The organism is Streptomyces sp. NPDC046122 (genome assembly GCF_056429965.1).
Map to the genome: position 1 here is coordinate 218,405 of NZ_JBWKLQ010000005.1, position 24,846 is coordinate 243,250.

At 73.0% G+C, this 24,846-nt stretch carries 23 protein-coding genes and 3 pseudogenes; 13 read left to right on the plus strand and 13 right to left on the minus strand.

All coding sequences use genetic code 11. From position 1 onward, the window contains the following. Positions 1–90 precede the first annotated feature (90 nt). Positions 91–1,695, minus strand: a complete 1,605-nt coding sequence (locus AC07FK_RS16800; RefSeq protein WP_479105633.1) for a FadD3 family acyl-CoA ligase — start codon at positions 1,693–1,695, stop codon at positions 91–93. Between the two features lie 95 nt (positions 1,696–1,790). Here AC07FK_RS16800 and AC07FK_RS16805 point away from each other — a divergent pair, with 95 nt between their 5' ends. The 3 genes from AC07FK_RS16805 to AC07FK_RS16815 all read left to right on the plus strand — a co-directional run bounded on the left by AC07FK_RS16805 (position 1,791) and on the right by AC07FK_RS16815 (position 4,355). After that, positions 1,791–2,939 carry a lipid-transfer protein gene (locus AC07FK_RS16805; RefSeq protein WP_479105634.1) on the plus strand — a complete coding sequence of 383 codons (1,149 nt, stop codon included), beginning with the start codon at positions 1,791–1,793 and terminating at the stop codon, positions 2,937–2,939. Positions 2,940–3,081: 142 nt separating this feature from the next. After that, positions 3,082–3,516, plus strand: coding sequence for a Zn-ribbon domain-containing OB-fold protein (locus tag AC07FK_RS16810; RefSeq protein ID WP_479105856.1), 435 nt, complete (start codon positions 3,082–3,084; stop codon positions 3,514–3,516). A gap of 74 nt (positions 3,517–3,590) precedes the next feature. Then, entirely contained in the window at positions 3,591–4,355 is a 765-nt protein-coding gene (locus AC07FK_RS16815; RefSeq protein WP_479105857.1) for an enoyl-CoA hydratase/isomerase family protein, read from the plus strand. A 10-nt stretch (positions 4,356–4,365) separates the two neighbouring features. Here the strand turns inward: AC07FK_RS16815 and AC07FK_RS16820 are convergent, their stop codons facing one another. Next, positions 4,366–5,010, minus strand: coding sequence for a hypothetical protein (locus AC07FK_RS16820; protein WP_479105635.1), 645 nt, complete (start codon positions 5,008–5,010; stop codon positions 4,366–4,368). 196 nt (positions 5,011–5,206) lie between these two features. On the opposite strand from AC07FK_RS16820, the gene AC07FK_RS16825 reads away from it, so the two are divergent. Beyond that, complete coding sequence (locus AC07FK_RS16825; protein WP_479105636.1) at positions 5,207–5,845, plus strand: hypothetical protein; 639 nt, start codon at positions 5,207–5,209, stop codon at positions 5,843–5,845. Positions 5,846–5,942: 97 nt separating this feature from the next. Here the strand turns inward: AC07FK_RS16825 and afsK are convergent, their stop codons facing one another. Together afsK and kbpA are read right to left on the minus strand one after the other, a co-directional pair. Further along, entirely contained in the window at positions 5,943–8,402 is a 2,460-nt protein-coding gene (afsK, locus tag AC07FK_RS16830) for a protein serine/threonine kinase AfsK (protein ID WP_479105637.1), read from the minus strand. Between the two features lie 439 nt (positions 8,403–8,841). After that, positions 8,842–9,654, minus strand: a pseudogene (gene kbpA / locus AC07FK_RS16835) (AfsK-binding protein KbpA); the annotation flags it as partial. 322 nt (positions 9,655–9,976) lie between these two features. Here kbpA and AC07FK_RS16840 point away from each other — a divergent pair. Beyond that, positions 9,977–10,624, plus strand: coding sequence for a TetR family transcriptional regulator (locus AC07FK_RS16840; RefSeq protein WP_138904243.1), 648 nt, complete (start codon positions 9,977–9,979; stop codon positions 10,622–10,624). Positions 10,625–10,702: 78 nt separating this feature from the next. Here AC07FK_RS16840 and AC07FK_RS16845 read toward each other — a convergent pair whose 3' ends face one another. Together AC07FK_RS16845 and AC07FK_RS16850 are read right to left on the minus strand one after the other, a co-directional pair. Beyond that, on the minus strand, positions 10,703–11,185 hold the full coding sequence (locus AC07FK_RS16845) for a nitroreductase/quinone reductase family protein (RefSeq protein ID WP_479105638.1): 483 nt from the start codon (positions 11,183–11,185) through the stop codon (positions 10,703–10,705). Continuing rightward, complete coding sequence (locus AC07FK_RS16850) at positions 11,185–12,414, minus strand: acyl-CoA dehydrogenase family protein (RefSeq protein ID WP_479105639.1); 1,230 nt, start codon at positions 12,412–12,414, stop codon at positions 11,185–11,187. The genes AC07FK_RS16845 and AC07FK_RS16850 overlap by 1 nt, the downstream gene beginning before the upstream one ends. Positions 12,415–12,543: 129 nt before the next feature. On the opposite strand from AC07FK_RS16850, the gene AC07FK_RS16855 reads away from it, so the two are divergent. Further along, the gene (locus AC07FK_RS16855) at positions 12,544–13,719 is read left to right on the plus strand and encodes a thiolase C-terminal domain-containing protein (protein ID WP_479105640.1); all 1,176 of its coding nucleotides are present in this window, start codon (positions 12,544–12,546) and stop codon (positions 13,717–13,719) included. Positions 13,720–13,784: 65 nt separating this feature from the next. Further along, positions 13,785–14,435, plus strand: coding sequence for a pyridoxine/pyridoxamine 5'-phosphate oxidase (locus AC07FK_RS16860; protein WP_479105641.1), 651 nt, complete (start codon positions 13,785–13,787; stop codon positions 14,433–14,435). 6 nt (positions 14,436–14,441) lie between these two features. On the opposite strand, the gene AC07FK_RS16865 is transcribed toward AC07FK_RS16860, so the two are convergent. Together AC07FK_RS16865 and AC07FK_RS16870 are read right to left on the minus strand one after the other, a co-directional pair. After that, positions 14,442–14,630: a DUF397 domain-containing protein gene (locus tag AC07FK_RS16865; RefSeq protein ID WP_479105642.1), complete on the minus strand. Its 189-nt coding sequence runs from the start codon at positions 14,628–14,630 to the stop codon at positions 14,442–14,444. After that, positions 14,627–15,403: a helix-turn-helix domain-containing protein gene (locus AC07FK_RS16870; RefSeq protein ID WP_479105643.1), complete on the minus strand. Its 777-nt coding sequence runs from the start codon at positions 15,401–15,403 to the stop codon at positions 14,627–14,629. The genes AC07FK_RS16865 and AC07FK_RS16870 overlap by 4 nt, the downstream gene beginning before the upstream one ends. Positions 15,404–15,526: 123 nt before the next feature. Between AC07FK_RS16870 and AC07FK_RS16875 the strand changes: the two genes are divergently transcribed. Continuing rightward, positions 15,527–15,937, plus strand: coding sequence for a hypothetical protein (locus AC07FK_RS16875; RefSeq protein WP_479105644.1), 411 nt, complete (start codon positions 15,527–15,529; stop codon positions 15,935–15,937). Here the strand turns inward: AC07FK_RS16875 and AC07FK_RS16880 are convergent. After that, positions 15,910–16,344 carry a Zn-ribbon domain-containing OB-fold protein gene (locus tag AC07FK_RS16880; RefSeq protein WP_479105645.1) on the minus strand — a complete coding sequence of 145 codons (435 nt, stop codon included), beginning with the start codon at positions 16,342–16,344 and terminating at the stop codon, positions 15,910–15,912. The genes AC07FK_RS16875 and AC07FK_RS16880 overlap by 28 nt on opposite strands. Then, the gene (locus AC07FK_RS16885; protein ID WP_479105646.1) at positions 16,329–16,784 is read right to left on the minus strand and encodes a DoxX family protein; all 456 of its coding nucleotides are present in this window, start codon (positions 16,782–16,784) and stop codon (positions 16,329–16,331) included. Before AC07FK_RS16885 ends, AC07FK_RS16880 begins: the two co-directional genes overlap by 16 nt. A gap of 164 nt (positions 16,785–16,948) precedes the next feature. On the opposite strand from AC07FK_RS16885, the gene AC07FK_RS16890 reads away from it, so the two are divergent. The 5 genes and pseudogenes from AC07FK_RS16890 to AC07FK_RS16910 all read left to right on the plus strand — a co-directional run bounded on the left by AC07FK_RS16890 (position 16,949) and on the right by AC07FK_RS16910 (position 22,932). Beyond that, the gene (locus AC07FK_RS16890) at positions 16,949–18,112 is read left to right on the plus strand and encodes a flavin-containing monooxygenase (protein WP_479105647.1); all 1,164 of its coding nucleotides are present in this window, start codon (positions 16,949–16,951) and stop codon (positions 18,110–18,112) included. 203 nt (positions 18,113–18,315) lie between these two features. After that, positions 18,316–18,537, plus strand: a pseudogene (locus tag AC07FK_RS16895) (sigma factor); the annotation flags it as partial. Positions 18,538–18,767: 230 nt separating this feature from the next. Further along, positions 18,768–21,002 carry an acetate--CoA ligase family protein gene (locus AC07FK_RS16900; protein ID WP_479105648.1) on the plus strand — a complete coding sequence of 745 codons (2,235 nt, stop codon included), beginning with the start codon at positions 18,768–18,770 and terminating at the stop codon, positions 21,000–21,002. 322 nt (positions 21,003–21,324) lie between these two features. Continuing rightward, positions 21,325–22,155 (plus strand): enoyl-CoA hydratase/isomerase family protein, encoded by an 831-nt coding sequence (locus AC07FK_RS16905; RefSeq protein WP_479105649.1) that lies wholly within the window; start codon positions 21,325–21,327, stop codon positions 22,153–22,155. Positions 22,156–22,335: 180 nt separating this feature from the next. After that, positions 22,336–22,932, plus strand: coding sequence for a flavin reductase family protein (locus AC07FK_RS16910; protein ID WP_479105858.1), 597 nt, complete (start codon positions 22,336–22,338; stop codon positions 22,930–22,932). Here the strand turns inward: AC07FK_RS16910 and AC07FK_RS16915 are convergent. The 3 genes and pseudogenes from AC07FK_RS16915 to AC07FK_RS16925 all read right to left on the minus strand — a co-directional run. Beyond that, positions 22,922–24,238, minus strand: coding sequence for an MFS transporter (locus AC07FK_RS16915; RefSeq protein WP_479105650.1), 1,317 nt, complete (start codon positions 24,236–24,238; stop codon positions 22,922–22,924). The genes AC07FK_RS16910 and AC07FK_RS16915 overlap by 11 nt on opposite strands. 102 nt (positions 24,239–24,340) lie before the next feature. Next, the gene (locus AC07FK_RS16920; protein ID WP_479105883.1) at positions 24,341–24,463 is read right to left on the minus strand and encodes a hypothetical protein; all 123 of its coding nucleotides are present in this window, start codon (positions 24,461–24,463) and stop codon (positions 24,341–24,343) included. Positions 24,464–24,479: 16 nt separating this feature from the next. After that, positions 24,480–24,845: pseudogene (locus AC07FK_RS16925) on the minus strand (hypothetical protein); the annotation flags it as partial. Position 24,846: the final 1 nt, after the last annotated feature.

Consider the following 24,846-nt stretch of genomic DNA (forward strand, 5'->3'; position numbering starts at 1 on the left):
TTCTCTTTGGGCCGGCCCACCGACACTCAAGCGCCAGGGACGGCCCCAAACCCCCCAGAAGCAACCAGTGGTTCCCCCGACCCCGCCCGCCTACTCCCGCCCCCGCAGCTCCCTCTTCACAACCTTGCCGCTGGCGTTGCGGGGGAGGTCCGGGACGAACTCGACCTGGCGCGGGACCTTGTAGTTCGCCATTTCCCGGCGCGCCCACGCGATCAGGTCGTCGGCCGTGAGCGTGGACGCCGGGCGGCGGACGGCGTACGCCTTGCCCACCTCGCCCAGCCGCGCGTCCGGGATGCCGACCACCGCGACGTCCGCCACGTCCGGGTGCAGGCCGAGCAGTTGCTCGATCTCGGCCGGGTAGGCGTTGAAGCCGCCGACGATGAACATGTCCTTGATCCGGTCGGTGATGCGCAGGTTGCCGGCCTCGTCGAGTACGCCCACGTCCCCCGTACGCAGCCACCCGTCCGCCGTGATCGCGGCAGCCGTCCCGGCCGGATCCTCGAAGTAGCCGCGCATGACGTTGAAGCCCCGCACCAGGACTTCCCCCGGAGTGCCAGGTTCCGCCCGTACGCGGACCTCCGTCCCCGGGATCGCCCGGCCCGAGGTCGACGCGATCACCTCCGGCGGGTCCCCGCGCCGGCACATCGTGACGATGCCGGACGCCTCGGAGAGGCCGTACGCCGTGAGGACCGTGGAGATGTGCAGCTCCGAGCGCAGGCGCTCGACCAGCCGCAGCGGCACCACCGCCGCGCCCGTCACCACCAGGCGCAGAGCCGACAGGTCGTGGGTGTCCCTCGACGGGTGGTCCAGGAGTGACTGGTGGAGTGTGGGCGGGCCGGGGAGGACCGAGATGCGTTCGGCGGCGATGTTCGCCAGGACCGTGTCCACGCTGAAGACCGGCTGGGGAACCATCGTGGCGCCGCGCATCAGACAGGCGATGATGCCGGCCTTGTAGCCGAAGGTGTGGAAGAAGGGGTTCACGATCAGATAGCGGTCGCCCTCGCGCAGACCGGCCAGTTCGGACCAGATGGCATAGCCGCGCAGCGTCTGCTCGTGGGTGATCACCGCGCCCTTCGGGCGGCCGGTGGTGCCCGACGTGTAGATGATGTCGGACGGGTCGCTCCCCGCGACCGACGCGGCCCGCGCGCGCACCTCCGCCGCCGACACCCCCTCGCCGGACGCCAGGAAGTCCTTCCAGGTGCGGTATTCCTCGGGCGCCCCGTCCGCCAGGACGACCACGTGTTCCAGGTGCGGCAGCTCCACGTCGGCCCGGCGCAGGGAGGCGACGTACGACGTGCCGAGGAACGTGCCCGTGATGAAGAGCATCTTGGCGCGGCTGCGGGACAGTACGTACGCCGCCTCCGTCCCCTTGAAGCGGGTGTTCAGGGGCACCAGCACCGCGCCCGCCGTCACCGCGCCGAGAGCGGACACGATCCAGTCGAGCGTGTTGGGCGCCCAGATCGCCACCCGGTCGCCGGGCGCGATGCCGGAGGCCATGCAGGCCGCCGCCGCCCGCTCGACGCGCTCGCCCAGTTCGGCGTACGAGACGCGGGTGCGGCCCTCGACCACGGCCTCCCGCTCGCCGTACCGCTCGGCCGCACCGCGCACCAGCTCCGGGACGGTGCCCCACTCGGCGTCCGGCCCGGCGCGCCTCTCGGGGGCCCGCCCGTCCCCGCCGTCCGCTGCGTCGCTCATGGAAAGCCCTCCCACACTGCTAGCTGACTAACCGTCAGATTAGCTGTAGCCTGGCGCGCTGTCAGCAGTCATGACCATCGCGGAGGTGCCCCGACGTGGCGACGCTCAAGGATGCGACAGCGATAGTCGGTACGGGACAGACCCCCTTCGCCAAGCGGCTCCCCGAGTCCGAGAAGACCCTCGCCTGCCGGGCCGTTCTCGCCGCCCTCGACGACGCGGGCATCGCCCCGTCCGAGGTCGACGCGCTCGCCTCGTACACCATGGAGGAGACCGACGAGGTGGAGGTGGCGAAGGCCATCGGCGCGGGAGACCTCACCTTCTTCTCCAAGGTCGGTTTCGGGGGCGGCGGATCCTGCGCCACCGTCGCCCACCTCGCCGCCGCCGTCGCCACCGGTCAGGCGAGCGTCGGCGTCGCATGGCGGTCGCGCAAGCGCGGTTCCGGGCCGAGACCCTGGAAGAACACCGCCGTGCAGCTCCCCACCCCCGCGCAGTGGACCCGTCCCTTCGGCCTCCTGCGCCCGGCCGACGAGATCGGCATGCTGGCCCGCCGGTACATGCACGAGTACGGCGCCACCCGCGACCACCTCTTCAATGTCGCCCTCGCCTGCCGCAACCGGGCCAACCAGAACCCGGCCGCGATGATGTACGAGCGGCCCCTGACCCGCGACATGTACATGAACTCGCGCTGGATCAGCGACCCGCTGTGTCTCTTCGACAACTGCCTGGAGACGGACGGGGCGCTGGCCTGCGTCGTCGTCTCGGCTGAGCGGGCCCGCGACTGCCGACAGAGGCCCGTGTACGTCCACTCCGTCGCCCAGGGCCTGCCCGCCCAGCACCACGGCATGGTCAACTACTGGAACGACGACCCCCTCACCGGCCCCGCCTGGACCGCCGCCCGACAACTCTGGAAGCAGGCGGACTTCGGGCCGGACGACGTCGACGTCGCGCAGATCTACGACGCCTTCACGCCGCTCATCCCCCTCTCCCTGGAGGGTTACGGCTTCTGCGGCCGGGGCGAGGGCGCGGCGTTCACCGAGGGCGGCGCCCTGGAGAGCGGCGGACGGCTGCCGATCAACACCGGTGGCGGCGGGCTCAGCGAGGCGTACGTCCACGGCTTCAACCTGATCACCGAGGGCGTCAAGCAACTGCGCGGCACCAGCACCGCCCAGGTGCCAGGGGCCTCGACCTGCCTGGTGACGGCGGGCGAGGGCGTGCCTACATCTGCTCTGCTGCTGAGGAGTTGAGAAGGACATGACCGACAGGGAGAGTGCAAGCCGGCGAGAGAGCGGCACGAGTCGGGCGAGGGAGCGGGGCACAGAGAGCGGGAGGAGTGCGGAGAGTGCGAGCGCCTCCGGGTCGGGTACGGAAGGGAGTAGTGCCGGGGGGCTGCTCACTCCCGTCGTCGACGACGACGGCGCGCCCTTCTGGGAGTACGCCGTCCGAGGCGAACTCCGCGTCCAGGCGTGCGCCGCACCCGACTGCGGCGAGCTGCGCTTCCCGCCCCGGCCCTGCTGCCCGCACTGCCAGTCCTTCGACAGCGAGTGGCGGCGGATGAGCGGCAAGGGGCGGATCTGGTCGTACGTCGTGCCCCACCCGCCACTCCTGCCCGCCTACGCCGCGCAGGCCCCGTACAACGCGGTCGTCGTGGAGCTGGCCGACGCCCCGCACATACGGCTCGTGGGGAACGTCGTCGCCCGGCCCGGCGCCCCGCTCGACTCCGTCGATCCGACGCGGCTGCGCATCGGCGCGAAGGTGCAGGTCGCGTTCACCGAGGACTCGGCCGGGCGCCCGGTGCCACGGTGGCTGCTGGAGCGCCCGTGACCGGCGGGGAGAGGAGTGGTGGAACTGGGAGTGGGAGCGGTACGGGTGGGACCGGTAGGGGTGGGAGTGGTGGGCTGCGGGTGGAGCGGGGGGAGGGGAGCGGTGTCGCCGTCGTCACGCTGGACCGGCCGGAGCGGCACAACGCCATTGACCTCGGGGTTGCGGCCGAACTCGCCGCCGTCTGGCGTGGGTTCCGGTTCGACGACGGCGTGCGGGCCGTCGTGCTCACCGGCGCGGGCGGCAGGGCCTTCTGCAGCGGGATCGACCGGGGGGTGGACGTGCCCCAGCCACCGTCGCCGTACTCGCTCGACGATCCGCTGCTGACCGTCGGCCCGAAGGCCAACGACCTGTGGAAGCCCGTGATCGCGGCGGTACGGGGGATGGCCTGCGGTGGGGCGTTCTACCTGCTGGGGGAGGCCGAGTTCGTGGTCGCCGCCGAGGACTCGACCTTCTTCGACCCGCACACGACGTACGGGATGGTCAGTGCGTACGAGACCATCCACATGACCCGGCGCATGCCGTTCGGGGAGGTCGCGCGGATGGCGCTGATGGGGACGGCGGAACGGATGTCCGCGCGGCGCGCGTACGAGACGGGGCTGGTGTCGGAGGTCGTTCCGAACGGCGAGGAAGTGGCGGCGGCCGTGCGCGCGGCCGAGGTGATCGCGTCGTATCCGACGGAGGCCGTGCAGGGCACGGTGCGGGCGGTGTGGGCGGCGACGGAGGGGGCGCGCGGCCAGGCCATGGCGCAGGCGCCGCACCTGGTGGCGCTCGGCAACCTGCCGCCGGACCGGCAGGCGGAACTCTTCACCGCCCGCCGGCCCGGCTTCCGTACGCGATAGGCGTGCCGGGTCAGGCGGACATGCGCCGCACGTTGCTGAGCGTGCACTTGCCGCCGGACGTCTCGCCCGGCTTTGCGATGTACGGGGTGGCGACGTCCTGCCGCTCGGTGCGGCCCGCGAGCACCATGTACATGCTGGGATGACGCGTCGCGATGGTCGCACCGCTCGGGTCGCTGAACTCGATCGTGAAGGTGTACGTGTAGTTCTCGGTCGAGCTGGTGTTGGTGGCGCTGACGGCCGCGACGATGCCCCGCGAGGGGTCGTACCGGCAGGAGTCGATCCGTACGTCCGTGATGTTCGTGTCGCCGCGGGTGCCGGACGTCGAGCCCGTGGTGGTGGACGAGCCGGTGGTGTACCCACTGCTCGTGCTGCTGCTACTGCTACTGCTGCTGCTCGAGCTGCCGCTGGTGGTGTAGCCGCTGGTGCTGCCGCTGGTCGTGGTGTCACCGCTGGTGTAGCCGCCGCTGCTCGACGTGTAGCCGTCGTCGTAGCTCGAACCGCCGCTGGTGCTGCTACTACTGCTCGAACTGCCGAAGCTGCTGCCACCGCTGCTGCCGCTGCTGTCGTCGCAGCTGCCTCCGCGGCCACGTGCTCCGGTCAGGGCGAGGACCGCGATGCCGAAGACGGCGATAGCGCGGACATGGCGAAGCTTCACGCTTCAACCCCCGTTGAAATCGTTGAATGTGCGCTCTCGATTGACGAGCGCACGTCACCCTAGTGGGGCGCCCGACACGCCCGCAAACGCGTGTTCCCGGGCACCCGGCGCCATCACAGCGGCCCCCTCCGCAACTGGCAGCTGCCGCGTCACGGGCGTAGCGTCGTTACAGAGAGCCACCTCAAGGAGGCTTGCGATGGTCCGCAACGTCCTAGGCTGGATCCTCGCTCTCGTCGGAGCGACGGCCGCCGTACTGAGCCCCTTCCATACCTGGTACGACGGTCGTCTCGGGCGCGACTACCGCGTCGGCGATCTGTTCGGCGGCATCACGGACAGCGGGGCCCCCATCGCGGTGTCGCTTTTCCTGCCGTTCGCTTTCGCCGCCCTGCTGACCCTGATCGGACTCCTGCTCCGGTCACGGGTGACGGTCGCCGTCGCGGGTGTCGTCGTGCTCGCCTTCACCGTGCTGTGGATGGTCCGCGTGGGCCAGGCGCGGGAGGGCCTCACGGTAGATGCCGAAGGTTCCGGACTCGACGTGGGCGTCGGGCTGGCGCTCGGCGGCGGCGTACTGCTGCTGCTGGCCGCCGCCGTGATGTCCGGCCGCGGGCACCGCCGCCGGCGCGTGGACGGCGAACACGGCGACCACGGCAGACACGGCCAACACCGGCGGCACGAACCCGAGCCGGAACCCGAGCCCGATTACGGCTACGACGACGACCGCGGACGCGGTTACGGGCACGGGCACGAACCCCGGGACTTCCCGAGTTCGGGCCCCGGTGGGCGGGACGGGCCGGACGACCGGCCGCCACCGCCGCCGGACTCCCGCTACCGCTGAGCCCCCGGTCCGCCGGTCCGCCGGACCCCCGGACCCCCGGACCGCACGTGAACGGCCGGCGGGTCGGCGGGTCACCGCCGTCCGGCCGCCGGCCCCGTCACGCCCGCGTTCCCGATGCCCTGCCGGTCGCCGTGCCCTTGACCGCGTCCAGGGCGTAGACGCAGCGGTCCTTGCTGCACGCGTAGACCACGCCGCCCTGGGCCACCGGTGAACCGGTGATCTCGCCACCCGTGGCCAGCTTCCAGCGCAGCTGGCCGCCGCTCGCGTCCAGCGTGTAGAGGCAGTGGTCCGCCGACCCGAAGTGCACCCGGCCGTCCGAGACCACGGGCGCGCCCACGACCTCGCCGCCCGCCGCGAAGCGCCACTTCGGGGTACCGGTCACCGCGTCCAGCGTGTAGAGCGCGCTGCCGCTGCCGACGTGGACGTTGCCCGCGACGACGAGCACCGGTTCGATGGACTGGCGGGACTCGGTGGCGATGCGCCAGCGGTCCTTGCCGGTGGCGGCGTCCAGGGCGTACACCGTGCCGAGGTAGTCGGCCAGGTAGACGCCGCCGCCCGCGACGGCCGGGCCCGGCGCGAAGGCGGGCGCGCTCAGGAAGACCGCGGGGGCCTCGAAATGCCACCGCACCCGGCCGCCGGCGGCGTCGACGGCGAGGACGCGCGTGCCGGCGGCGACGTACACGCAGCCGTCCGGCGCCGAGGTCAGCCGCAGCGGTACGCCGCCGCAGGACGCCGCGTCACCGATCGGGTACGACCAGCGCTCCATGCCGGTACGGGCGTCCAGGGCCCGCAGCCGGGCGTCCTGCCACACGTACACCGTGTCCTCGTGTACGGCGGGACCGGCCTCCGGGGTCTCGAAGTCGCTCTGCGCCCCGGTGAGTTCCCACAGCTTCTGGCCGTTGGACGCCTCCCACGCCTGGACGCCGCCGCCGCGCGTACCGGTCACCACCGTGCCGCGGTCGGCCTTGAGGGAGTACACCCACGCGTCGGTCTGGAGCCGCCACCGCTCCTGGCCGTCGGAGGCGTCCAGGGCGTACAGCGTGGGGCCGTCGGACGCGTGGATACGGCCGCCGGCGACCGCCATGGCCCAGGCGACGTCCCGCGTCTTGAACTGGCGCCGGCCGCTGGCCACGTCCAGGGCGTGCACCTCGAAGGACGTGACGTAGACGAGATCGCCGGCGACGGCGGGCGTGCCCCACACGTCGTTGGACATGCGGAACCGCCACGGCCGCCATCCCCCGGAGGGCCCCGCGGAGTCCGCCGACTGTGCGGGCGGCGGAACGGCAGGGGGCGGCGGGGCGGTCACGGGCGGGGCCGCGGCGGCTTCCGGCCCGTTCCCGGCGGCGGTCACGCCGGCCGGAGGCCTGATCCATCCCGTGGCCTGCTCGCCCGGTACGGCGACCGCGGCGGTACGGCCGTCGGCCACCCGGGGGCCCGGCCCGATCGGGACCTTGGAGCCGGCCAGCCGCAGGGCGCCCTGCTGCGGGGGGTGCGGGGCCCGGCCCGCCTGCCCGCCCTGTCCGTCCGCGTACGCCGCCGCGGGCGACGGGGCCGCAGGCTCCGACCGGGACGCCACCGGGGAGAACGGCGGCGGTCCCGGCGGTCTCGGCGGTGAGGCGTGGACCCGGGACGGCGGCATGCTGGGGCCGCTGGGCAGCGCGGGGCGGCCGCCCCGGCGCTCTTCGATCATCGCGGTGGCCCGGGCGGGCAGCCACGCGGACGCCGTGCCGCTGTCGTCCTCGCCGGAGGCGAAGAGGTGCGGCGAGAGCTGCGCCTGGAGGTCGGCCGGGCTGGGCCGCCGTACCGCGTCCATCTGCATGCACGACTCGATCAGCGGACGCAGCTCGTCGGGCAGCCCCTCGGTGTCGGGGCCCTCCCGCAGCAGCATGAAGACCGTCTCGACCGGGTTCGCGCCGTGGAAGGGCGCGTGCCCGGTGGCCGCGAAGACGAGCGTGGAGCCCAGCGAGAAGATGTCGCTGGCGCCCGTCACGCTGCGCGAGTCGCGCGCCTGCTCGGGCGACATGTAGGCGGGCGTGCCGACGGCGACGTTGGTCATGGTCAGCCGGGTGTTGGAGACGCCCGAGGCGATGCCGAAGTCGATGACGCGCGGTCCGTCCTCCACCACCAGGACGTTCGACGGCTTGAGGTCGCGGTGGACCAGGCCCGCCCCGTGGATGGACTGGAGCGCCTCGGCGATGCCCGCCGCCAGCCAGCGCACCGCCTGGGCGGGCATCGGCCCGCACTCATTCACTATTTCCTCGAGGGAGGGCGCGGGTACGTACGCCGTGGCCAGCCACGGCACCGCCGCCCGCGGATCGGCGTCCACCACGGCGGCGGTGTAGAACCCGCTGACCGCCCGGGCGGCCTCCACCTCGCGCGTGAAGCGGACGCGGAACAGCTGGTCCTCGGCGAGTTCGGTCCGTACCGTCTTGATCGCCACGCGCCGGCCCGACGCCGACCGCGCGAGGTAGACCAGCCCCATGCCGCCGGCTCCGAGCCGTGCCAGCACCTCGAACGGGCCGATACGCCGCGGGTCGTGCTGCGTCAGCTGCTCCATAACTTGCCTGCCACCTCCCCGTACGAGGCCGCGAAACACAGCCCCGTGAAGCGTCTCACCACTGGGCACCACCCAGCGGTGCGCACCCTGATTCTTCCTGTCTGAGGCGATGGTGGCGAACCCGGGGGCGGACCGGGGTGTCTCACCCGGATTCGGACAGGTCACGCTGGAGCAAAATGTCGGCGATGAGCGGTTACGTTGCGTTTTCTCGGGGGTCGTCGGGGGTGGAGGGCGTGCCGTCCTCGCTGGTTTCGGCCAGGGGGGCGGGTTCGGACCCGTCGCCGGACTCGGCCGCTTCGGGCGGCTCGGACACCTTGGCGGACGGCGACGCCTTGGCGGGCCCGGACGGCTCGGGAGGCTCAGGAGCCCCGGCAGGCTCGGGCGCGTCGGGCGTGTCGGCCGGGAGGGAGGCGTGCGCCGCGTCCGCCGCCGCCGGGGGCTCCGCCGGTTCGGCCAGTACGGCGAACGTGGCGCCCTGGTCGTCGGTGAGCACCGCGATCCGGCCGTACGGCGTGTCGAAGGGCTCCGCCTGGACTCGGCCGCCGAGGTCGACCGCCTTCGCCGCCGCGCCGTCGCAGTCGTCGACGACGAAGTAGACGAGGAAGTGGTCGGGCATCTCGGCCGGGAACGCGGTGCCCATGACGCTGCGGCCCCCGATGGCCGTACCGGGGCCCGCATCGGCGCCCGCCGGGGACCACGTCCGGAAGTCCTCCCCGGCTTCGTCCAGGTCGAAGCCCTGGAAGCCGAAGACCGTCTCGTAGAAGGGGTCGGTACGGGTCTTGTCGCGCGCGTAGACCTCGGTCCAGCAGAAGGAGCCCGGCCGGTCCCGCACCTCGAAGCCCGCGTGGCTGCCCGCCTGCCACAGCCCGAACACCGCGCCGCCGGGGTCGGCCGCCGCGGCCGTGATGCCGAGCGGGGGCACGGGCAGCGGTTCCGTCACCATCTGGCCGCCCGCTTCCCTGATCCTGCGGGCGAGCGCCACCACGTCGTCGGCGGCGAAGTAGACGCCCCAGGCGGTCGGCATGCGGCCGTCGCGCTTGGGCGCGAGGGCGGCGGCCTTCCTGCCGCCGCTCAGGGCGTTGACGAACGCCGTCTGCCCCGATCGGCCCGGCCATCCCGTCCGCGCCCGGTCCTCGATGCCGGGGTCCTCGAAGGTCCAGCCGAACAGACCCCCGTAGAACCGCTTGCCCGCTTCGACGTCGTCCAGCGTCACATCGACCCAGCAGGGCATGCCTTCCGCGTATACGGCCATGGCCCGGATCCTTCCGTCGCACAGGGCGGGACGACGTGTGGTGCCCGTCACCCTCAAGCTAACGGGCCGGGGCGGACCACGCAGGGGCAGAAATCGAACATGCGATCGCATGTCGGGGCATTACGCCAAGGCGGGACCGGGTTGTCCACCAAAGTTGTCCACAGGCTGTTGATAAGACTATTCGGGTAGGGCCCGGTCCGCAGGGGACGGAGCGGGACAAGGCGGGACGGCGGCGCGGTCGCGGGCGGGCCCGGCGGCTGGCCGGTTCCCCATTTGCAGTCGGCCGAATCGCGCTCCGATCACCCCTCGGTAAGCTGACGGCATGACAGGACAAGTACGCACCGTCGACGGCCGCGTGGCCGGACGACGCGGTCAGGCGACGCGGCAGAAGCTGCTCGACTGCCTCAGCGAGATGCTCAGCTCCTCGCCCTACCGCGACGTCAAAGTCATCGATGTGGCCCGGAAGGCGGGCACTTCACCCGCGACGTTCTACCAGTACTTCCCTGATGTGGAGGGCGCCGTCCTCGAGATCGCGGAAGAAATGGCCAAGGAGGGCGCGGGGTTGACGGAACTCGTCTCCGGCCGCTCCTGGGTCGGCAAGGCGGGCTGGGCGACCTCCGAAGAACTTGTCGAGGGCTTCCTCGACTTCTGGCGCAAAAACGACGCCATCCTCCGGGTCGTCGACCTCGGCGCGGCGGAGGGCGACAAACGGTTCTACAAGATCCGCATGAAGATCCTGAACTCGGTCACCAACTCCCTCACGGACACGGTGAAGGAGCTCCAGGCCAAGGGCAAGGTCGACAAGGACGTCAGCCCCGCCGCGATGGCCGGCTCGCTCGTCGCGATGCTCGCGGCGGTCGCCTCGCACCAGAAGGGCTTCCAGACCTGGGGCGTGAAGCAGAACGAACTGCGGCCCAACCTCGCCCTGTTGGTGCACCTCGGCATCACGGGCAAGAAGCCGACGAAGTAGCCGGCGCCTCCCCCGCCCGTCCACGCCAGTCCTGTCTACGCAGCGGCGGCACCCTCAGCGGTCCGCCGCTGCGGCATTTCAGGGGCCCGCCCGCTCCTCCAGCCGGAAGAGCCGGATCTCCCGCTCCACCCTCGCCTGGTACGTCGCGTACGGCGGCCAGAACTCCAGCACCGCCTGCCACACCGCTTCCCGCTCCGGCCCCTCCAGCAGCCGCGCCCTGACCTCGACGTCCCTGCCGCGCCAGCTGATGCGCGCGTCCGGGTGCCTCATGAGGTTGGCGGTCCAGGCGGGATGCCCCGGCCGCCCGAAATTGCTCCCGACGAGGATCCACCCGCCGCCCGGCTCCTGCGGCATGCACGCCAGCGGCGTCGTGCGGAGCACGCCGCTCCTGGCGCCCTTCGCCGTGAGGATCACGCCCGGCAGCATCCGGGCGCTGGGCAGCACCTTGCCCCGGGTCAGCCGGTGGACCGCGCGGTCCAGGGCGGGCACGAAGCGCGGGGCGATCCTGGCGAACGCGCGGGTCGACGACAGCTTCTGCACGAGGCGCGCTCCGGGCGGCATCAGTACGCCACCTCCCGCTCCACCGCGGGGCCGGCGGCCGCTTCCTCCCGCGCACCGCCGAACAGGCCCGCCGTCCGCGCCGCGCGGTCGCGCAGGCGGTGCACCGGGCCGAACAGCAGCTCGTCCGACGCCGCCCGCTTGAAGTACAGGTGCGCCTCGTGCTCCCAGGTGAACCCGAGCCCGCCGTGCAGCTGGACGGCCTCCGCCGTGCTCGCGCGCAGCGCTTCGACGGCCTGCGCGAGGGCGAGGCCGCCGGTGGACGGGTCCCAGGCCGCGTAGTACGCCGCCGAGCGCGCCGCCTGCACCTGTACGTAGAGGTCGGCCAGCCGGTGCTTGACCGCCTGGAAGGAGCCGATCGCCCGGCCGAACTGCTCGCGGTTCTTCACGTGGTCGACGGTTCGCTCCAGCGCGTACGAGGCGGCCCCGACCGCCTCGGCGGCGAGCACGACGGCGGCGGTGCGCCCGGTGGCCGCGAGCGCGCCGGCCACGTCGGCGGCGGCGTCACCGCCCAGCAGCCGGGCCTCGACCTGCCGCAGTTGCACCCGCGCCTGGGTCCGGGTCTCGTCCAGGGCGGTCTGGCGCACGCGGACCAGCCCCGGCGCGCCGGCCCGTACGAGGAACAGCAGCGTCCGGCCGCGCGCGAAGCCCCCGGTGTGCGCGGCGACGAGGAGCAGGCCGGCACTGTGCCCGTCGAGCACCTGCGCCGCCTCCCCGTACAGGGTCCACGTGCCGTCCCGCTCCCCCGCGCCCGTACGCCGGGCCTGTACGCCGCCGGACCGGCCGCCGCCCGCCCACTCGCCGCAGGTGTTGTCGCCGGTGAGGGCGAGCGCGGCGGAGAGGCCGCCGCCGGGGACGGCGAGGGCGGCGGTGAGCGTGCCGTCGGCCAATGGCGGGAGCAGGGCGGCGCGCTGGGCGTCCGTGCCGAGGGCGGCGATCAGCGGGGCGGCGAGCACGGTGGTGGCGAGCAGCGGCGAGGGCAGCAGGGCGCGGCCCGTCTCCTCGCAGGCGAGCGCGAGCTCGACCGTCCCGCAGCCGACGCCGCCGTACGCGGCGGGGAGGGCGAGGCCGGGCAGTCCGATCTGCTCGGCGAGCTGCCGCCAGAGGCCGGCGTCGTAACCGGCGGCGGTCCGTACGGCCGACTTCACCTCGTCGGGGCCACTCCGCTTGGTCAGCAGCTCGCGCAGCGTGCGCCGGATCTCGTCCTGCTCCACGGTGAAAGCGGCGTCCATGGGACTCCCTCCCTGACTGACGGGCCGTCATGTTAGGGGCGGGGGCGCGAGATGCACAGGGGTACGGGCCGGCGGCCCCCGCACGCCACAGCCGGTGCGACTCCTTCAATCTGATGTACCGTCAGATGCATGCCCCCTCTCCGCCACCCCCGCAAGGCAGCCGTCGTCGGCGCAGCCCTTTCCGACTGCGGACGCGTCGACGAGGTCACCCCCTATGCCCTCCACGCCCAGGCCGCCCGGCGGGCCCTCGCCGATTCGGGCCTCGACCGCGACCTGATCGACGGCTTCGCGTCGGCGGGCCTCGGCACGCTCGCCCCGGTCGAGGTCGCCGAATACCTCGGGCTCCGTCCCACCTGGGTCGACTCGACCGGTGTGGGCGGCTCCACCTGGGAAGTCATGGCCGCGCACGCCGCCGACGCGATAGCGGCCGGCCACGCCAACGCCGTACTGCTGGTGTACGGCTCGACCGCCCGCGCCGACATCAGGGCGCGGCGCCGCACCTCGAACCTCTCGTTCGGCGGGCGCGGCCCCCTCCAGTTCGAGGTCCCGTACGGGCACACCCTCGTGGCGAAGTACGCGATGGCCGCCCGCCGCCACATGCACGAGTACGGCACGACCCTGGAGCAGCTCGCCGAGGTCGCCGTCCAGGCCCGGGCGAACGCGGCGACGAACCCCGACGCGATGTTCCGCGACCCGGTGACGGTGGACGACGTACTGTCCGGCCCGCTGATCGCCGATCCCTTCACCAAGCTGCACTGCTGCGTCCGCAGCGACGGCGGCTGCGCGGTGCTCATGGTCGCGGAGGAGTACGTGCCGGATGCGGCGAAGGCCCCGGTCTGGGTGCTGGGCGCCGGGACCGCCGTGTCGCACACCGCCATGTCGGAGTGGGAGGACTTCACGGTCTCCCCGGCCGCCGTCTCGGGACGCCTGGCCTTCGAGCGGGCGGGCGTGCGCCCCGCCGACATCGACCTCGCGGAGATCTACGACGCCTTCACCTACATGACGCTGGTGACCCTGGAGGATCTCGGGTTCTGCGGGAAGGGGGAGGGCGGGGCCTTCGTGGAGAAGGGCCGGCTGCTGCGCGACGGGGGGCTGCCGGTGAACACCGACGGCGGCGGCCTGTCCGCCTGCCACCCCGGCATGCGGGGCCTGTTCCTCCTGGTGGAAGCGGTACGGCAACTCCGCGGCGAGGCGGGCGACGGCCAGGTCCACCGGGCGGACGGCAGCCTGCCGGAACTGGCGGTGGCCTCGGGCACGGGCGGCTGGTTCTGCTCGTCGGGCACGCTGGTGCTGGGACGCGCGTAGGGGCGGGACCCGGGAACCCGTCGGGCGTCGGTCCCGCGAGCCGGCCGATGGTGTGAGATGGCCGGATGACCTTCCACGATCTGCTCCGCTCCCAGCGCGTCTGGGACACGGAACTGCCCGCCTTCGATCCCGCGACCGCCCCGCCCGGGCCGCTCGCCCTCTTCCACCAGTGGTTCGCCGAGGCCGTCGCCGCCGGGCAGCCCGAACCGCACACCATGAGCCTGGCGACCGTCGACCCGCAGGGGTGGCCCGACGTACGGACGCTGATGCTGCACGACGCCGACGAGCGGGGCTGGCACTTCGCGTCCCACGCCACCAGTGCCAAGGGCCGCCAGCTCGCCGCCGACCCGCGAGCGGCGCTCGGTCTCTACTGGCCGGCCCAGGGCCGGCAGATCCGGGTACGGGGGCAGGTCTCCAGCGGAACGCCCCAGGAGGCCGCCGCCGACCTGCACGCACGCTCGACGGGGGCGCTGGCGTCGGCGCTGGTCGGGCGGCAGAGCGAGGTGCTGAGCTCGCGGGAGGAACTAGCGCGGGCGAGCGAGGCGGCCTGGGCACGGGCAGAGGCCGAACCGGACGCCGAATCGGCGACCTGGACGGTGTACATGCTCGAACCGCGCGAGGTCGAGTTCTTCCAGGGCGACGAACGGCGCCGGCACGTACGGCTGCGCTATCGCCGCGAGGGGGACGCGTGGGTGCGGGAGCTGCTCTGGCCGTGACCGGCCTCAGCCAGCCGCCTTCGCGCACGACTGCACGAAGACGCCCCACGCGTCGGGCCCCACCGCGAAGGTGGGGCCGTCGGTGAGCTTGGAGTCGCGGACGTGGACGGCGTCGGGGCAGGCGGCGATTTCGACGCAACTCTCGTTCTCGTTGCCGCTGTAGCTGCTCTTGAACCAGGCCAGTGCGGGGCTCATAGCTGCGCCGCCATCCTCTCGATCAGTTCAACGGACTCCCACGGCGTGAGGGCCTGTGCACGTAACGCCCCGAAGCGGTCGATGAGCTGATTCACCTGTTCGGGCTTGGAGAACAACGTACCGACGAAGTGCCCCTCGGCGTAGGCCAGGTGCTTGCCCTCGCTGCTGCTCAGCAACTGAAGGGACCCCATTACGGAGGCGTGCGTGAATCGCTGGGTCGGCATCACTTGCAGCGTGACGTGGTTCCTCGTACGCAGGCACTCCAGCACATGCAGGAGCTGTTCCTTGAGTACCGCCTCGCCACCGATGGGCCGCCGGAACACCGACTCCTCGACCACGTAGCTCACAGCCAGCCCGGGTTTGCGGTCAAGCACCGTCTGCTGTTCCAGCCGAGTCTCCACATACTGCTCGGCCACCTCCGGTTCGTAGGCCGGTACCCGTGCCGCGTAGAGGGCCCGCGCATAGGCCGGTGTCTGCAACTTGCCGGGCACGACCATGCTCTCGTAGGCGCTGTAGCTCGTCGCCTCGCTGATGGTGCGGACCCAGTTGAAGAACTTCGGCGAATACTTCTCCTCCTCCATCAGCTCCACGCACGACCTGAGCACCCCCTGCGCGCCCAGCGCCGCGTCCGCGTCGGCCAGGAACGCCGTCGTCGGGATGCGTTCCGCCCGCTCGTACGCGCCGACCAGCGACTCCGACATCAGCAGCCGGTCCGCGAGGTCCTTCTGGGTCAGGTCCGCCAGGGTGCGGAACTTCTTGATCAGCTCGCCCACGTGCTTCCGTGCCGACGAGGGCTCCCCACTCGATCCCACAACCGCCACCGTCCTTCCCACACCGCGCCGAAGTGGATCGCGCCACCCTGGTCACGCTACGCAACCGACCCGATGCTCGTAGCCATGACCAGCGAAAAACACCCCGACTGGGTGCCCGCCTCGGGGCACCAACTCCGCCTCGCCGGGATCCACTTCGACGCCATCCGCGTACGCGGGGTCCGCGGCGAGGCCGTGCTGCACCATCTGGCCGACGCCACGGACGGGCGGCCCGGCCCCGTGGTGCGGGAGGTCTCGGGCGGGCGGTGGACGTACTTCCTCATCCCGGCCGGCAGCAGCAAGGAGCATGTCTGGCCGCCGGGCGCGACCTGCTTCGGGCCGTGCGCGCGGGATCAGTACGTGGGAATCCCGGCCGCGCACGGCAACACGTACCCGCTGTCGTGGCGCTGCGGGCCGCCGCGCGAGGGGGAGTTCGTCGATCCGGAGCTGCTCAACGAGGTGGTCACCGCTCAGCTCTGCCTGCCCCCGGAGAGCTGAACCGGCCGGAAGACGGGGACGACCGGCCCTTCGCCCTCGCGCCTGAAGGTGAGCGTCAGCGGCATCCCTGTCCGCAGGTCCGACTCCGGGCAGCCGACGACCTCCGTCATCATCCGCGGCCCCTCCGCCAGGTCCACGACCGCGGCGACGTACGGGACGCGGGCGTCGAAGGGCGGCAGGTCGTTGCGGTGGACGACGGACCAGGTGTAGAGCGCCGCCCGGCCGCTCGCCCGCTCCCACGCGACGTCCCCGCTCCAGCAGTACGGGCAGAACTCGCGCGGGTAGTGGTGCGGCCTGCCGCAGGCGCGGCAGCGGCGCAACAGGAGCCGGCCCTCGGCAGCCGCGTCCCAGTAGGGGCGGGTGAACGCGTCGATGTCGGGCTCGGCGGCGCTCACGCCCCGAGCCATCCGACGGCGTGGTCCAGGGACCACGTCTGCCAGGACAGGGCGAACAGGGCGACGAGCGAGATCAGGGCCATCATGGCGTTCTGCCCCTGCTCGGCCCAGTCGTGGATCATCAGGACGAGATAGAGGACGTTCAGGAGCAGGCCGCCGGCCAGTGCCACGGGTGTCAGGAAACCCGCGACCAGCCCGAGGCCGACGGCCAGTTCGGCGTACACGACGACGTACGCCATCACCCTGGGCCGGGGTGCGACGACCGCGTCGAAGCCGCGCTTCACCGCCGGCCACCTGTGCTTGCCCGCCACGTCCGCCGCCCAGGCGATGCCCGTGCCGCGCTCGAACCAGCCCTTCTTGTCCTTGTGGCGCCAGCTCTCCAGCCACCACAGGCCGAGGCCGACGCGCAGCACGGCGAGCCACTCCGCGCCGCCGAGCAGGACGGTCCGCATGTCGCTCCACCCACCCCTCGCTCATCTGACGGTACGTCAGTTCAGCGGAAGAGGCGGTCGGGCGCAAGGGGCCCGGCCTCACGACTGTCCGTGATCGTTTCGCAACCCATTCCGTATCTTGACCGAGACCCATCAAGGATTTGCCGCTATTACGCTCACAAATCATGACCCCCACCCCCCACGTCGACCACCCCGTGTACGTCATAGGCGCCGGCCCCGGCGGCCTCGCGGCCGCCGCCGCTCTGCGCGAGAGGGGCGTACGGGCCGTCGTACTGGAGAAGTCCGCGTCCGTCGGGGCCTCCTGGCGTGCCCACTACGACCGGCTGCGCCTGCACACGACCCGGCGGCTCTCGGGCCTGCCCGGCCTGCCGATCCCGCGGGCGTTCGGGCGGTGGGTGGCGCGTGACGACGTGGTCCGCTACCTGGAGAAGTACGCCGAGTTCCACGAGCTGGAGATCGTCACCGGGGTGGAGGTGTCCCGCGTCGAGCCCGCGCCCGACGGTGCCCCAGGCTGGATCCTGCACGCCTCCGGCGGCCGGGAGCTCTCGGCGTCGGCGGTGGTGGTGGCCACCGGCTACAACCACACGCCGTACGTGCCCGGGTGGCCCGGCCGTGACGCGTACACCGGCGAACTGACGCACGCGGCGCACTACCGCGACCCGCACCCGTACGAGGGCAAGGACGTCCTGGTCGTCGGCACGGGGAACACAGGCGCCGAGATCGCCGTGGACCTGGCGGAGGGCGGCGCGGCCCGCGTCCGCCTGGCCGTGCGCACCGCCCCGCACATCGTCCGCCGCTCGACGGCCGGCTGGCCCGCGCAGGCCACCGGCATCCTCGTCCGCCGCCTGCCGGTCCGGCTGGTGGACCGGGCCGGTGACCTGATGGCCCGGATCGCGGTCCCCGACCTGTCCGCGTACGGCCTGCCGCGTCCGGCCACCGGCCTCTACACCCGGGTCAAGGAGGGCGCCATCCCCGTGCAGGACGCCGGGCTGATCGACGCCGTCAGGCGCGGGGCGGTCGAACCGGTGGCGGGGGTCGAGTCCTTCGAGGAGGACAAGGCGGTACTGGCCGACGGCACCCGGATCTCCCCGCAGGCGGTGATCGCGGCGACCGGCTACCGGCGCGCCCTGGAAGGTCTGGTCGGCCACCTCGGCGTACTCGACGGGCGCGGCCGGCCGGTGGTGCACGGTGCGCGCACCCCGGCGCAGGCGCCCGGCCTGTACTTCACCGGATTCACCAACCCCATCAGCGGCATGTTCCGCGAAATGGCCGTCGACGCACGCAAGATCGCGAAGAGGATCGCGGCGGGCCGGCGGGCCGGCCGCTGACCGACCGGCCACCGGCCCTCGCCGGCCGCCCGCTCCGCGGTGGTTTCGGCCGGTCGAAGGGGCCGGTCGGGCGGGGACCCGGGGACGACGGCTGCGGGGGTTCGCGTCCGTGCCCGCATGATGGCTGTCACCACGTCCCGTCGTCCCGCGCCGCGTTGCCGACCTGGCGGCCTGCCGGAACCCGCCCGAGGAATGGGTGACCGATGGACGACGCCGAACTTCTGGCGGAACGCTTCGAGGCCCACCGCGGGCATCTGCGCGCCGTCGCGTACCGGATGCTGGGCTCGCTGAGCGAGGCGGAGGACGCCGTGCAGGAGACCTGGCTGAAGCTCAGCCGGTCCGACACCACCGACGTCGCCAACCTGGGCGGCTGGCTGACGACCGTCGTGGGGCGGGTGTGCCTGGACATGCTGCGTTCGCGCACGCCGACCCCGACCGCCTGAAGCGGCTCGATCTGCCCGTCCTGGACGGCTGACTTCCGGTCTTGGCGGGGCCGCGCCCCGGGTAGGGAGAGTGAGGGCGGGCACGGCATCCGTGTCCGCCCCGCGCGCCCGCCGCCAGGCTTTGCCCGCCGCACTGTTCCTGACGAGCCGTCAGTTCAGTAATCTGACTACGCGTCAGTTACGTTGGCCGACGAGCAGGAGCGGGCTGAGACATGCTTGGATCTACCCACGGCACCCTGACCACCGATCTCCGCGCCCGCGTCGTGGCCTGCGGTGAGGCACCGCACGCCGCCGTCCACGACACGGCGACCCCCACCGCCACCGCGGCCGGCGACGTCGATGTCAGCGGCCGCCCCCTGTACGCGGACGTCCCCGACCTGGACCGGTTCTTCCGGCCCGAGTCCGTGGCCGTCGTGGGCGCCTCCGACACCGGGGGCAGGCCGAACGCCGGCATCACCCGGCAGCTGATCACCTGGGCCGAGCGGGTCGGCGCCCGGCTGCACCCGGTGCACCCCTCCCGCGCGTCCGTCTTCGGGCTGCCGTGCGTCCCCGCCGTCCGCGACCTGCCCGAACAGGTCGACCTGGCCGTGCTGCTCGTCGCCGATCCCGTCCCGCTGATCGAGGAACTGGGCGAGGCGAAGGTGCGGTTCGCCGTGGCCTTCGCGTCCGGGTTCGCCGAGACGGGCCAGGCCGGCCTCGTCGCCCAGACCCGGCTGGCCGCCGCCGTCGAGAGGTCCGGCGTACGGCTGCTCGGGCCGAACACCAACCTCAACGCCTTCGAGCGGTTCCGCGACGACCTCGACGGGCCCGCCATCGCCCTGATCACCCAGTCCGGCCACCAGGGCCGCCCCGTCCACGCCCTCCAGGAACTCGGCATCCGCCTGTCCCACTGGGCGCCCACCGGCAACGAGGCCGACCTGGAGACCGCCGACTTCATCTCGTACTTCGCCCAGCGGCCGGAGGTCGGCGCGATCGCCTGTTACGTCGAGGGCCTCAAGGACGGCCGCTCCTTCCTGCTCGCCGCCGACCGGGCCGCACGCGCGAAGGTGCCCGTCGTCGCCGTGAAGGTGGGGCGCACGGAGCGGGGCGCCCGTACGGCGGCCTCGCACACCGGCAAGCTGACCGGCGCGGACGAGGTGGTGGACGCGGCGATGCGGCAGTTCGGCGTGATCCGGGTGGACGGCCTCGATGAACTCCAGGACACGGCCGCCCTGCTGGCCAGGGCGCGGAAACCAGTGGCCGACGGGGTCGTCGTCCACTCGATCTCGGGCGGCACGGGCGCGCACTTCGCGGACCTCGCGACGGCGGCGGGGCTGCGGCTGCCGGAGCTGTCGGCCGCCAAGCAGGCCGAGCTGCACCAGTGGATACCCGACCACCTGAACGTCGCGAACCCCGTCGACAACGGCGGCCACCCCGTCGGCGACTGGCGCGGCCGCAAGATCATCGACGCGATCCTGGCCGACCCGGCGGTGGGCGTCCTCGTCTGCCCGATCACCGGCCCCTTCCCGCCGATGAGCGACACACTGGCCCAGGACCTGGCCGACGCGGCCGAGACGACCGACAAGCTGGTGTGCGTGGTGTGGGGCTCACCGGTCGGCACGGAGGCGGCGTACCGCGAGACGCTGCTCGGATCGTCGCGGGTGGCCACCTTCCGTACGTTCGGCAACTGCGTCTCGGCCGTACGCGCCTACCTCGGCCACCACCGCTTCACCGCCTCCTACCGCTCCCCCTTCGACGAAGCGCCGCGCACCCCGTCCCCGTCCTTCCGCAAGGCGCAGGCCCTGATGCGGCCCGGCGAGCAGCTCAGCGAGCACGCGGCGAAGCAGCTGCTGCGGGCGTACGGCATCCGCGTACCGCGCGAGCAACTGGTGACCAGCGCGGCGGCGGCCGTCCGGGCGGCCGGGCTCGTCGGCTACCCGGTGGTGATGAAGGCGTCCGGCCCCCGGCTCGCGCACAAGAGCGAGCTGGGCCTGGTGAAGGTCGGCCTGACCTCCGCGAGCCAGATCCGCGACGCGTACCGCGAGCTGACGGACATCGCGCGGTACGAGGGGATCGAGCTGGACGGCGTCCTGGTGTGCCAGATGGTGGAGCGGGGCGTCGAGATGATGGTCGGCGTGACGCAGGACGCGCTGTTCGGGCCGACGGTGACGGTGGGGCTGGGCGGCGTACTGGTGGAGGTGCTCCGCGACGCGTCGGTACGTGTGCCGCCCTTCGGCGAGGACCAGGCGCGGGCCATGCTCGCCGAACTGCGCGGGCACGCGCTGCTGGGGGGCGTACGGGGGGCGCCGCCGGCGGATGTGGACGCGCTGGTGGAGGTCGTGCTGCGGGTCCAGCGGATGGCCATGGAACTGGGCGACACCCTGTCGGAACTGGACGTCAACCCTCTGATGGTCCTGCCCCGGGGACAGGGGGCGGTGGCCCTGGACGCGTTGGCGGTGTGCCGGTGAGGGGGGGCGGGGGGTGGACCGCTGCACGGGCCTCATCCCCGCCCCGCCCCTTCCTGAACCGGGGCCGGGCCCGGACGCCCTCCGGGCGTTTCCTCAGGCGCCGGACGGGCCGGTGGGCCCGGCCACGGCACACGCCTGCCACCCGGCCGCAACGCCCGCGCCCGCGTACCGGCACCCCGCAGCCCGTCCTGCGGCCGCCTGCGGACGGGGTCGCGGGGGCGGCACTCGCCGCCCAGGCCCGCCCGACGGTCGAGGACCCGAGCACGGGGCGGAGCCCCAACGCCCCCCACTCCCACCCCCACCCACCCCCAGGAGCCCGCACGTGACGACCGACTCCCCACGCGACGCCGCCGACGAGCCCGTCGAGTCCCTGGTTCTGCACGCCACCGACAACGGCGTCTCGTGGATCACCCTCAACCGCCCCGCCGCCCTGAACGCCCTCACCCGCGACCAGCGCGACCGCGTCGTCGCGCTCCTCGGCGCCGCCTCCGCCGACCCCGCCGTGCGCGCCGTCGTGATCACCGCCACCGGCAAGGGCTTCTGCGCGGGCGCGGACCTGCGCGGCGCGCCGGTGAGCGGCGGTGACCGGGTGGCCGGGGACATCGCCCGTACGATCCGGCTCGGTGCCCAGCGGCTCATCGGAGCGGTGCTGGACTGCGAGAAGCCGGTGATCGCCGCCGTGAACGGGACCGCCGCCGGTATCGGCGCCCATCTCGCGTTCGCCTGCGACCTCGTCCTGGCCGCCGAGTCCGCCAGGTTCATCGAGGTCTTCGTTCGACGCGGCCTGGTCCCGGACGGCGGCGGCGCGTACCTGCTGCCCCGGCTCGTCGGGCCGCAGCGCGCGAAGGAGCTGATGTTCTTCGGGGACTCCGTACCGGCCGCCGAGGCCGCGCGCATGGGCCTGGTCAACCGCGTCGTGCCGGACGCGGAACTGGCCGCCGCCGCCCGGTCCTGGGCGGAGCGCCTGGCGGCCGGCCCGACCCGTTCGATCGCCCTCGCCAAGCAGCTGGTCAACGCCTCGCTGGACGTCGACCGCGCCACCGCCTTCGCGGCCGAGGCGAGCGCCCAGGAGATCAACATGACCACGTCCGACGCGAACGAGGGCGTGGCGAGCTTCGTGGAGCGCCGCACGCCCAAGTACCGGGGTCTGTAGGGCGGGCGCGGCGGCCCGTCAGTCCCGGTAGGCCGCCGATTCGGTCCGCCGTCGTCAGCGCAGACCCCTCCCGTCCCCTCCGACGCCGGCACGCGGCCGGCGGGTTGCGGCCGCGCGGCCGAACCCTTCACATCTGACGACCCGTCAGCTTCAATGGGCCGTGTGATGGGACACGCGGGGATGGCGGCCACCGTCGTCCGATACCTCAGGTCGGTCGGCGCCCCCACGGTCGCCGAACCCTACGACGCGCTGCCGCGCCCCGACCTGCGGGCCGTCGGCGCGGACGAGCGGCCACCGGTCGACCCGGCCGAGTTCCGCGCCGTGCTCGGCCACTTCGCGAGCGGCGTCACGGTCGTCACCGCGCCGCCGGCCGGCCCCGGCGGTCCGGCCGGTTTCGCGTGCCAGTCCTTCGCCTCACTGTCCCTCGACCCGCCCCTGGTCACCTTCATGGTCGCCCGTACGTCCACGACCTGGCCGCGCATCGCCCGCGCCGGGGTCTTCTGCGTCAACGTCCTCGGCGCGGACCAGGGCGACCTGTGCCGGGGCTTCGCGGTGAGCGGGGCGGACAAGTTCGCGGGCGTCGGGCACGCGCCGGCGCCCGTCACCGGCTCCCCGCTGCTCGACTCCGTTCCGGCCTGGATCGACTGCCGCATCCAGGCCGTCCACACCGGCGGCGACCACCTGATCGTGGTCGGCCGGGTGGAGGCGCTGGGCGGGACCGAGGACGGCGAGCCCCTGCTGTTCCACCGGGGCAGGTTCGGCCGCTTCAGCGCGTGAGACCCGCGACGGGCTCCCGCTGCCTGCGGATGACCAGGGACATCAGCGCGGCGGCCGCGCACAGCGCCCCGGCCGCGTACCAGACGACGTCGTACGAACCGAACACGTCCCGCGCCACACCGCCGGCGACGGCGACCACGGCCGCGCCCACCTGGTGCGAGGCGAGCACCCAGCCGAAGACGATCGCGGAATCCTCGCCGTACTGCTCACGGCACAGGGCGAGGGTCGGCGGAACGGTCGCCACCCAGTCCAGGCCGTAGAAGACGATGAAGAAGATCATCGGAGGGTGGACGCTCGGCGCCAGCAGCATCGGCAGGAAGAGCAGCGACACACCGCGCAGCGCGTAGTACACGGCGAGCAGGCGGCGGGCCTCGAAACGGTCGGTGAGCCAGCCGGAGGCGATCGTGCCGATGACGTCGAAGACGCCGATGACGGCGAGCAGCGAGGCGGCGGTGGTGATCGGCATGCCGTGGTGGTGCGCCGAGGGGATGAAGTAGGTGCGGACGAGTCCGTTCGTCGACGCCCCGCAGATCGCGAACGTGCCGGCGAGCAGCCAGAAGGGCCCGGTCCTCGCCGCCGAGAGAAGGACCGCCACGGTCCGCCGCGCCGCGCCCGTCCGTGGCTCCGGCTTGGCGACGAACGCCCCTCCGTACGGGGCGATCCCCACGTCGGCCGGGTGGTCGCGCAGCAGCAGCCAGACGAACGGGACCACGACGAGGGCGGCCAGGGCGACGGTGACGGAGGCGGGCCGCCAGCCGTGGTCCTTGACGATCCAGGCGCAGAGCGGCAGGAAGATCAGCTGGCCGGACGCCCCGGCGGCGGTCAGCACGCCGGTGACCAGGCCCCGCCTCTCGACGAACCACCGGTTGGTGACCGTCGCGGCGAAGGCCATCGCCATCGAACCGGTGCCGAGGCCGACGAGCAGGCCCCAGTAGAGCATCAGCTGCCAGCTCGCCGTCATCCAGACGCTGAGCAGGGCGCCGGCGGCGACCATGCTCAGCGCTGCGACCACCACCTTGCGCATGCCGAAGCGGTCCATGAGCGCGGCGGCGAACGGTGCGGTCAGACCGTACAGCGCCATGTCGATGGAGACGGCCAGGCCGATCTCGCCGCGCGACCAGCCGAACCGGCCGTGCAGCGGCTCGATCAGGAGGCCGGGCAGGGAGTTGAAGGCGGCCCCGCCGATGATCGTCACGAAGGCCACGGCGGCCACGAACCAGGCGCGGTGCGGCATCCTCCGGCGGCTTCGGCGCGGGCCGGGGGTCTCGGGGTCCGCGGGTGCGGCGGCATCGGTTGTCTGGGTCACGTCACTCAGCTTCGGGCCCGCCGGAAGCACGGACGAGTGGCCCGGCAGCCACGGTTCGCAAGAATCGGGACACGGGTCCGGTGGCCGGCCCGTCCCCGGGTGTCACCCCGTGTCCACGCGGCGCAGCTCGCGAACCGGCCGCGCCCCCAGCAGCACCGCGACCACCCCCAGCATCACGGCCACCCCCGCCACCAGCGCCCGTTCCTCGCCGACCGCCTCCGCCACCGGGCCCGCGAGCGCGCGGCGGATCGCCGGCCGCGAAGGACAGGGCGAGCACCGACGCGCCGGCCAGCCGCAGCGCGTCCGCGAGGATCATCATCCGGCGCGGCGTGAAGCGGTCCGCGAGTACGCCGCCGAAGAGGACCAGCACCGCGAAGGGGCCGATCCATGCGGCGAGGGCGTACCCCACGGACGAGCCGGGCCGGCCCGCGCCGAGCAGACCGGCGGCAAGGGCGACGGGGACCATGCCGTCACCGAAGACGGCGACCGTGCGGGCCACGAAGAACAGCCGGAAGTTACGGTTCCACGGGCTGGGGGCGCCGCTCGCGCGGTGAGAGCCGTATCGGGAATGTCCTGGGCTGCTGAAGGCTTGTCCGTCACAGCGCAGA

Bases quoted from the DNA above. Each gene is read 5' to 3' on its own strand.
- AC07FK_RS16800 (WP_479105633.1), bottom strand. From the start codon at position 1,695: ATGAGCGACGCAGCGGACGGCGGGGACGGGCGGGCCCCCGAGAGGCGC.
- AC07FK_RS16825 (WP_479105636.1), top strand. From the start codon at position 5,207: ATGGTCCGCAACGTCCTAGGCTGGATCCTCGCTCTCGTCGGAGCGACG.
- afsK (WP_479105637.1), bottom strand. From the start codon at position 8,402: ATGGAGCAGCTGACGCAGCACGACCCGCGGCGTATCGGCCCGTTCGAG.
- AC07FK_RS16840 (WP_138904243.1), top strand. From the start codon at position 9,977: ATGACAGGACAAGTACGCACCGTCGACGGCCGCGTGGCCGGACGACGC.
- AC07FK_RS16845 (WP_479105638.1), bottom strand. From the start codon at position 11,185: ATGCCGCCCGGAGCGCGCCTCGTGCAGAAGCTGTCGTCGACCCGCGCG.
- AC07FK_RS16850 (WP_479105639.1), bottom strand. From the start codon at position 12,414: ATGGACGCCGCTTTCACCGTGGAGCAGGACGAGATCCGGCGCACGCTG.
- AC07FK_RS16855 (WP_479105640.1), top strand. From the start codon at position 12,544: ATGCCCCCTCTCCGCCACCCCCGCAAGGCAGCCGTCGTCGGCGCAGCC.
- AC07FK_RS16860 (WP_479105641.1), top strand. From the start codon at position 13,785: ATGACCTTCCACGATCTGCTCCGCTCCCAGCGCGTCTGGGACACGGAA.
- AC07FK_RS16865 (WP_479105642.1), bottom strand. From the start codon at position 14,630: ATGAGCCCCGCACTGGCCTGGTTCAAGAGCAGCTACAGCGGCAACGAG.
- AC07FK_RS16875 (WP_479105644.1), top strand. From the start codon at position 15,527: ATGACCAGCGAAAAACACCCCGACTGGGTGCCCGCCTCGGGGCACCAA.
- AC07FK_RS16880 (WP_479105645.1), bottom strand. From the start codon at position 16,344: ATGGCTCGGGGCGTGAGCGCCGCCGAGCCCGACATCGACGCGTTCACC.
- AC07FK_RS16885 (WP_479105646.1), bottom strand. From the start codon at position 16,784: ATGCGGACCGTCCTGCTCGGCGGCGCGGAGTGGCTCGCCGTGCTGCGC.
- AC07FK_RS16890 (WP_479105647.1), top strand. From the start codon at position 16,949: ATGACCCCCACCCCCCACGTCGACCACCCCGTGTACGTCATAGGCGCC.
- AC07FK_RS16900 (WP_479105648.1), top strand. From the start codon at position 18,768: ATGCTTGGATCTACCCACGGCACCCTGACCACCGATCTCCGCGCCCGC.
- AC07FK_RS16910 (WP_479105858.1), top strand. From the start codon at position 22,336: ATGGCGGCCACCGTCGTCCGATACCTCAGGTCGGTCGGCGCCCCCACG.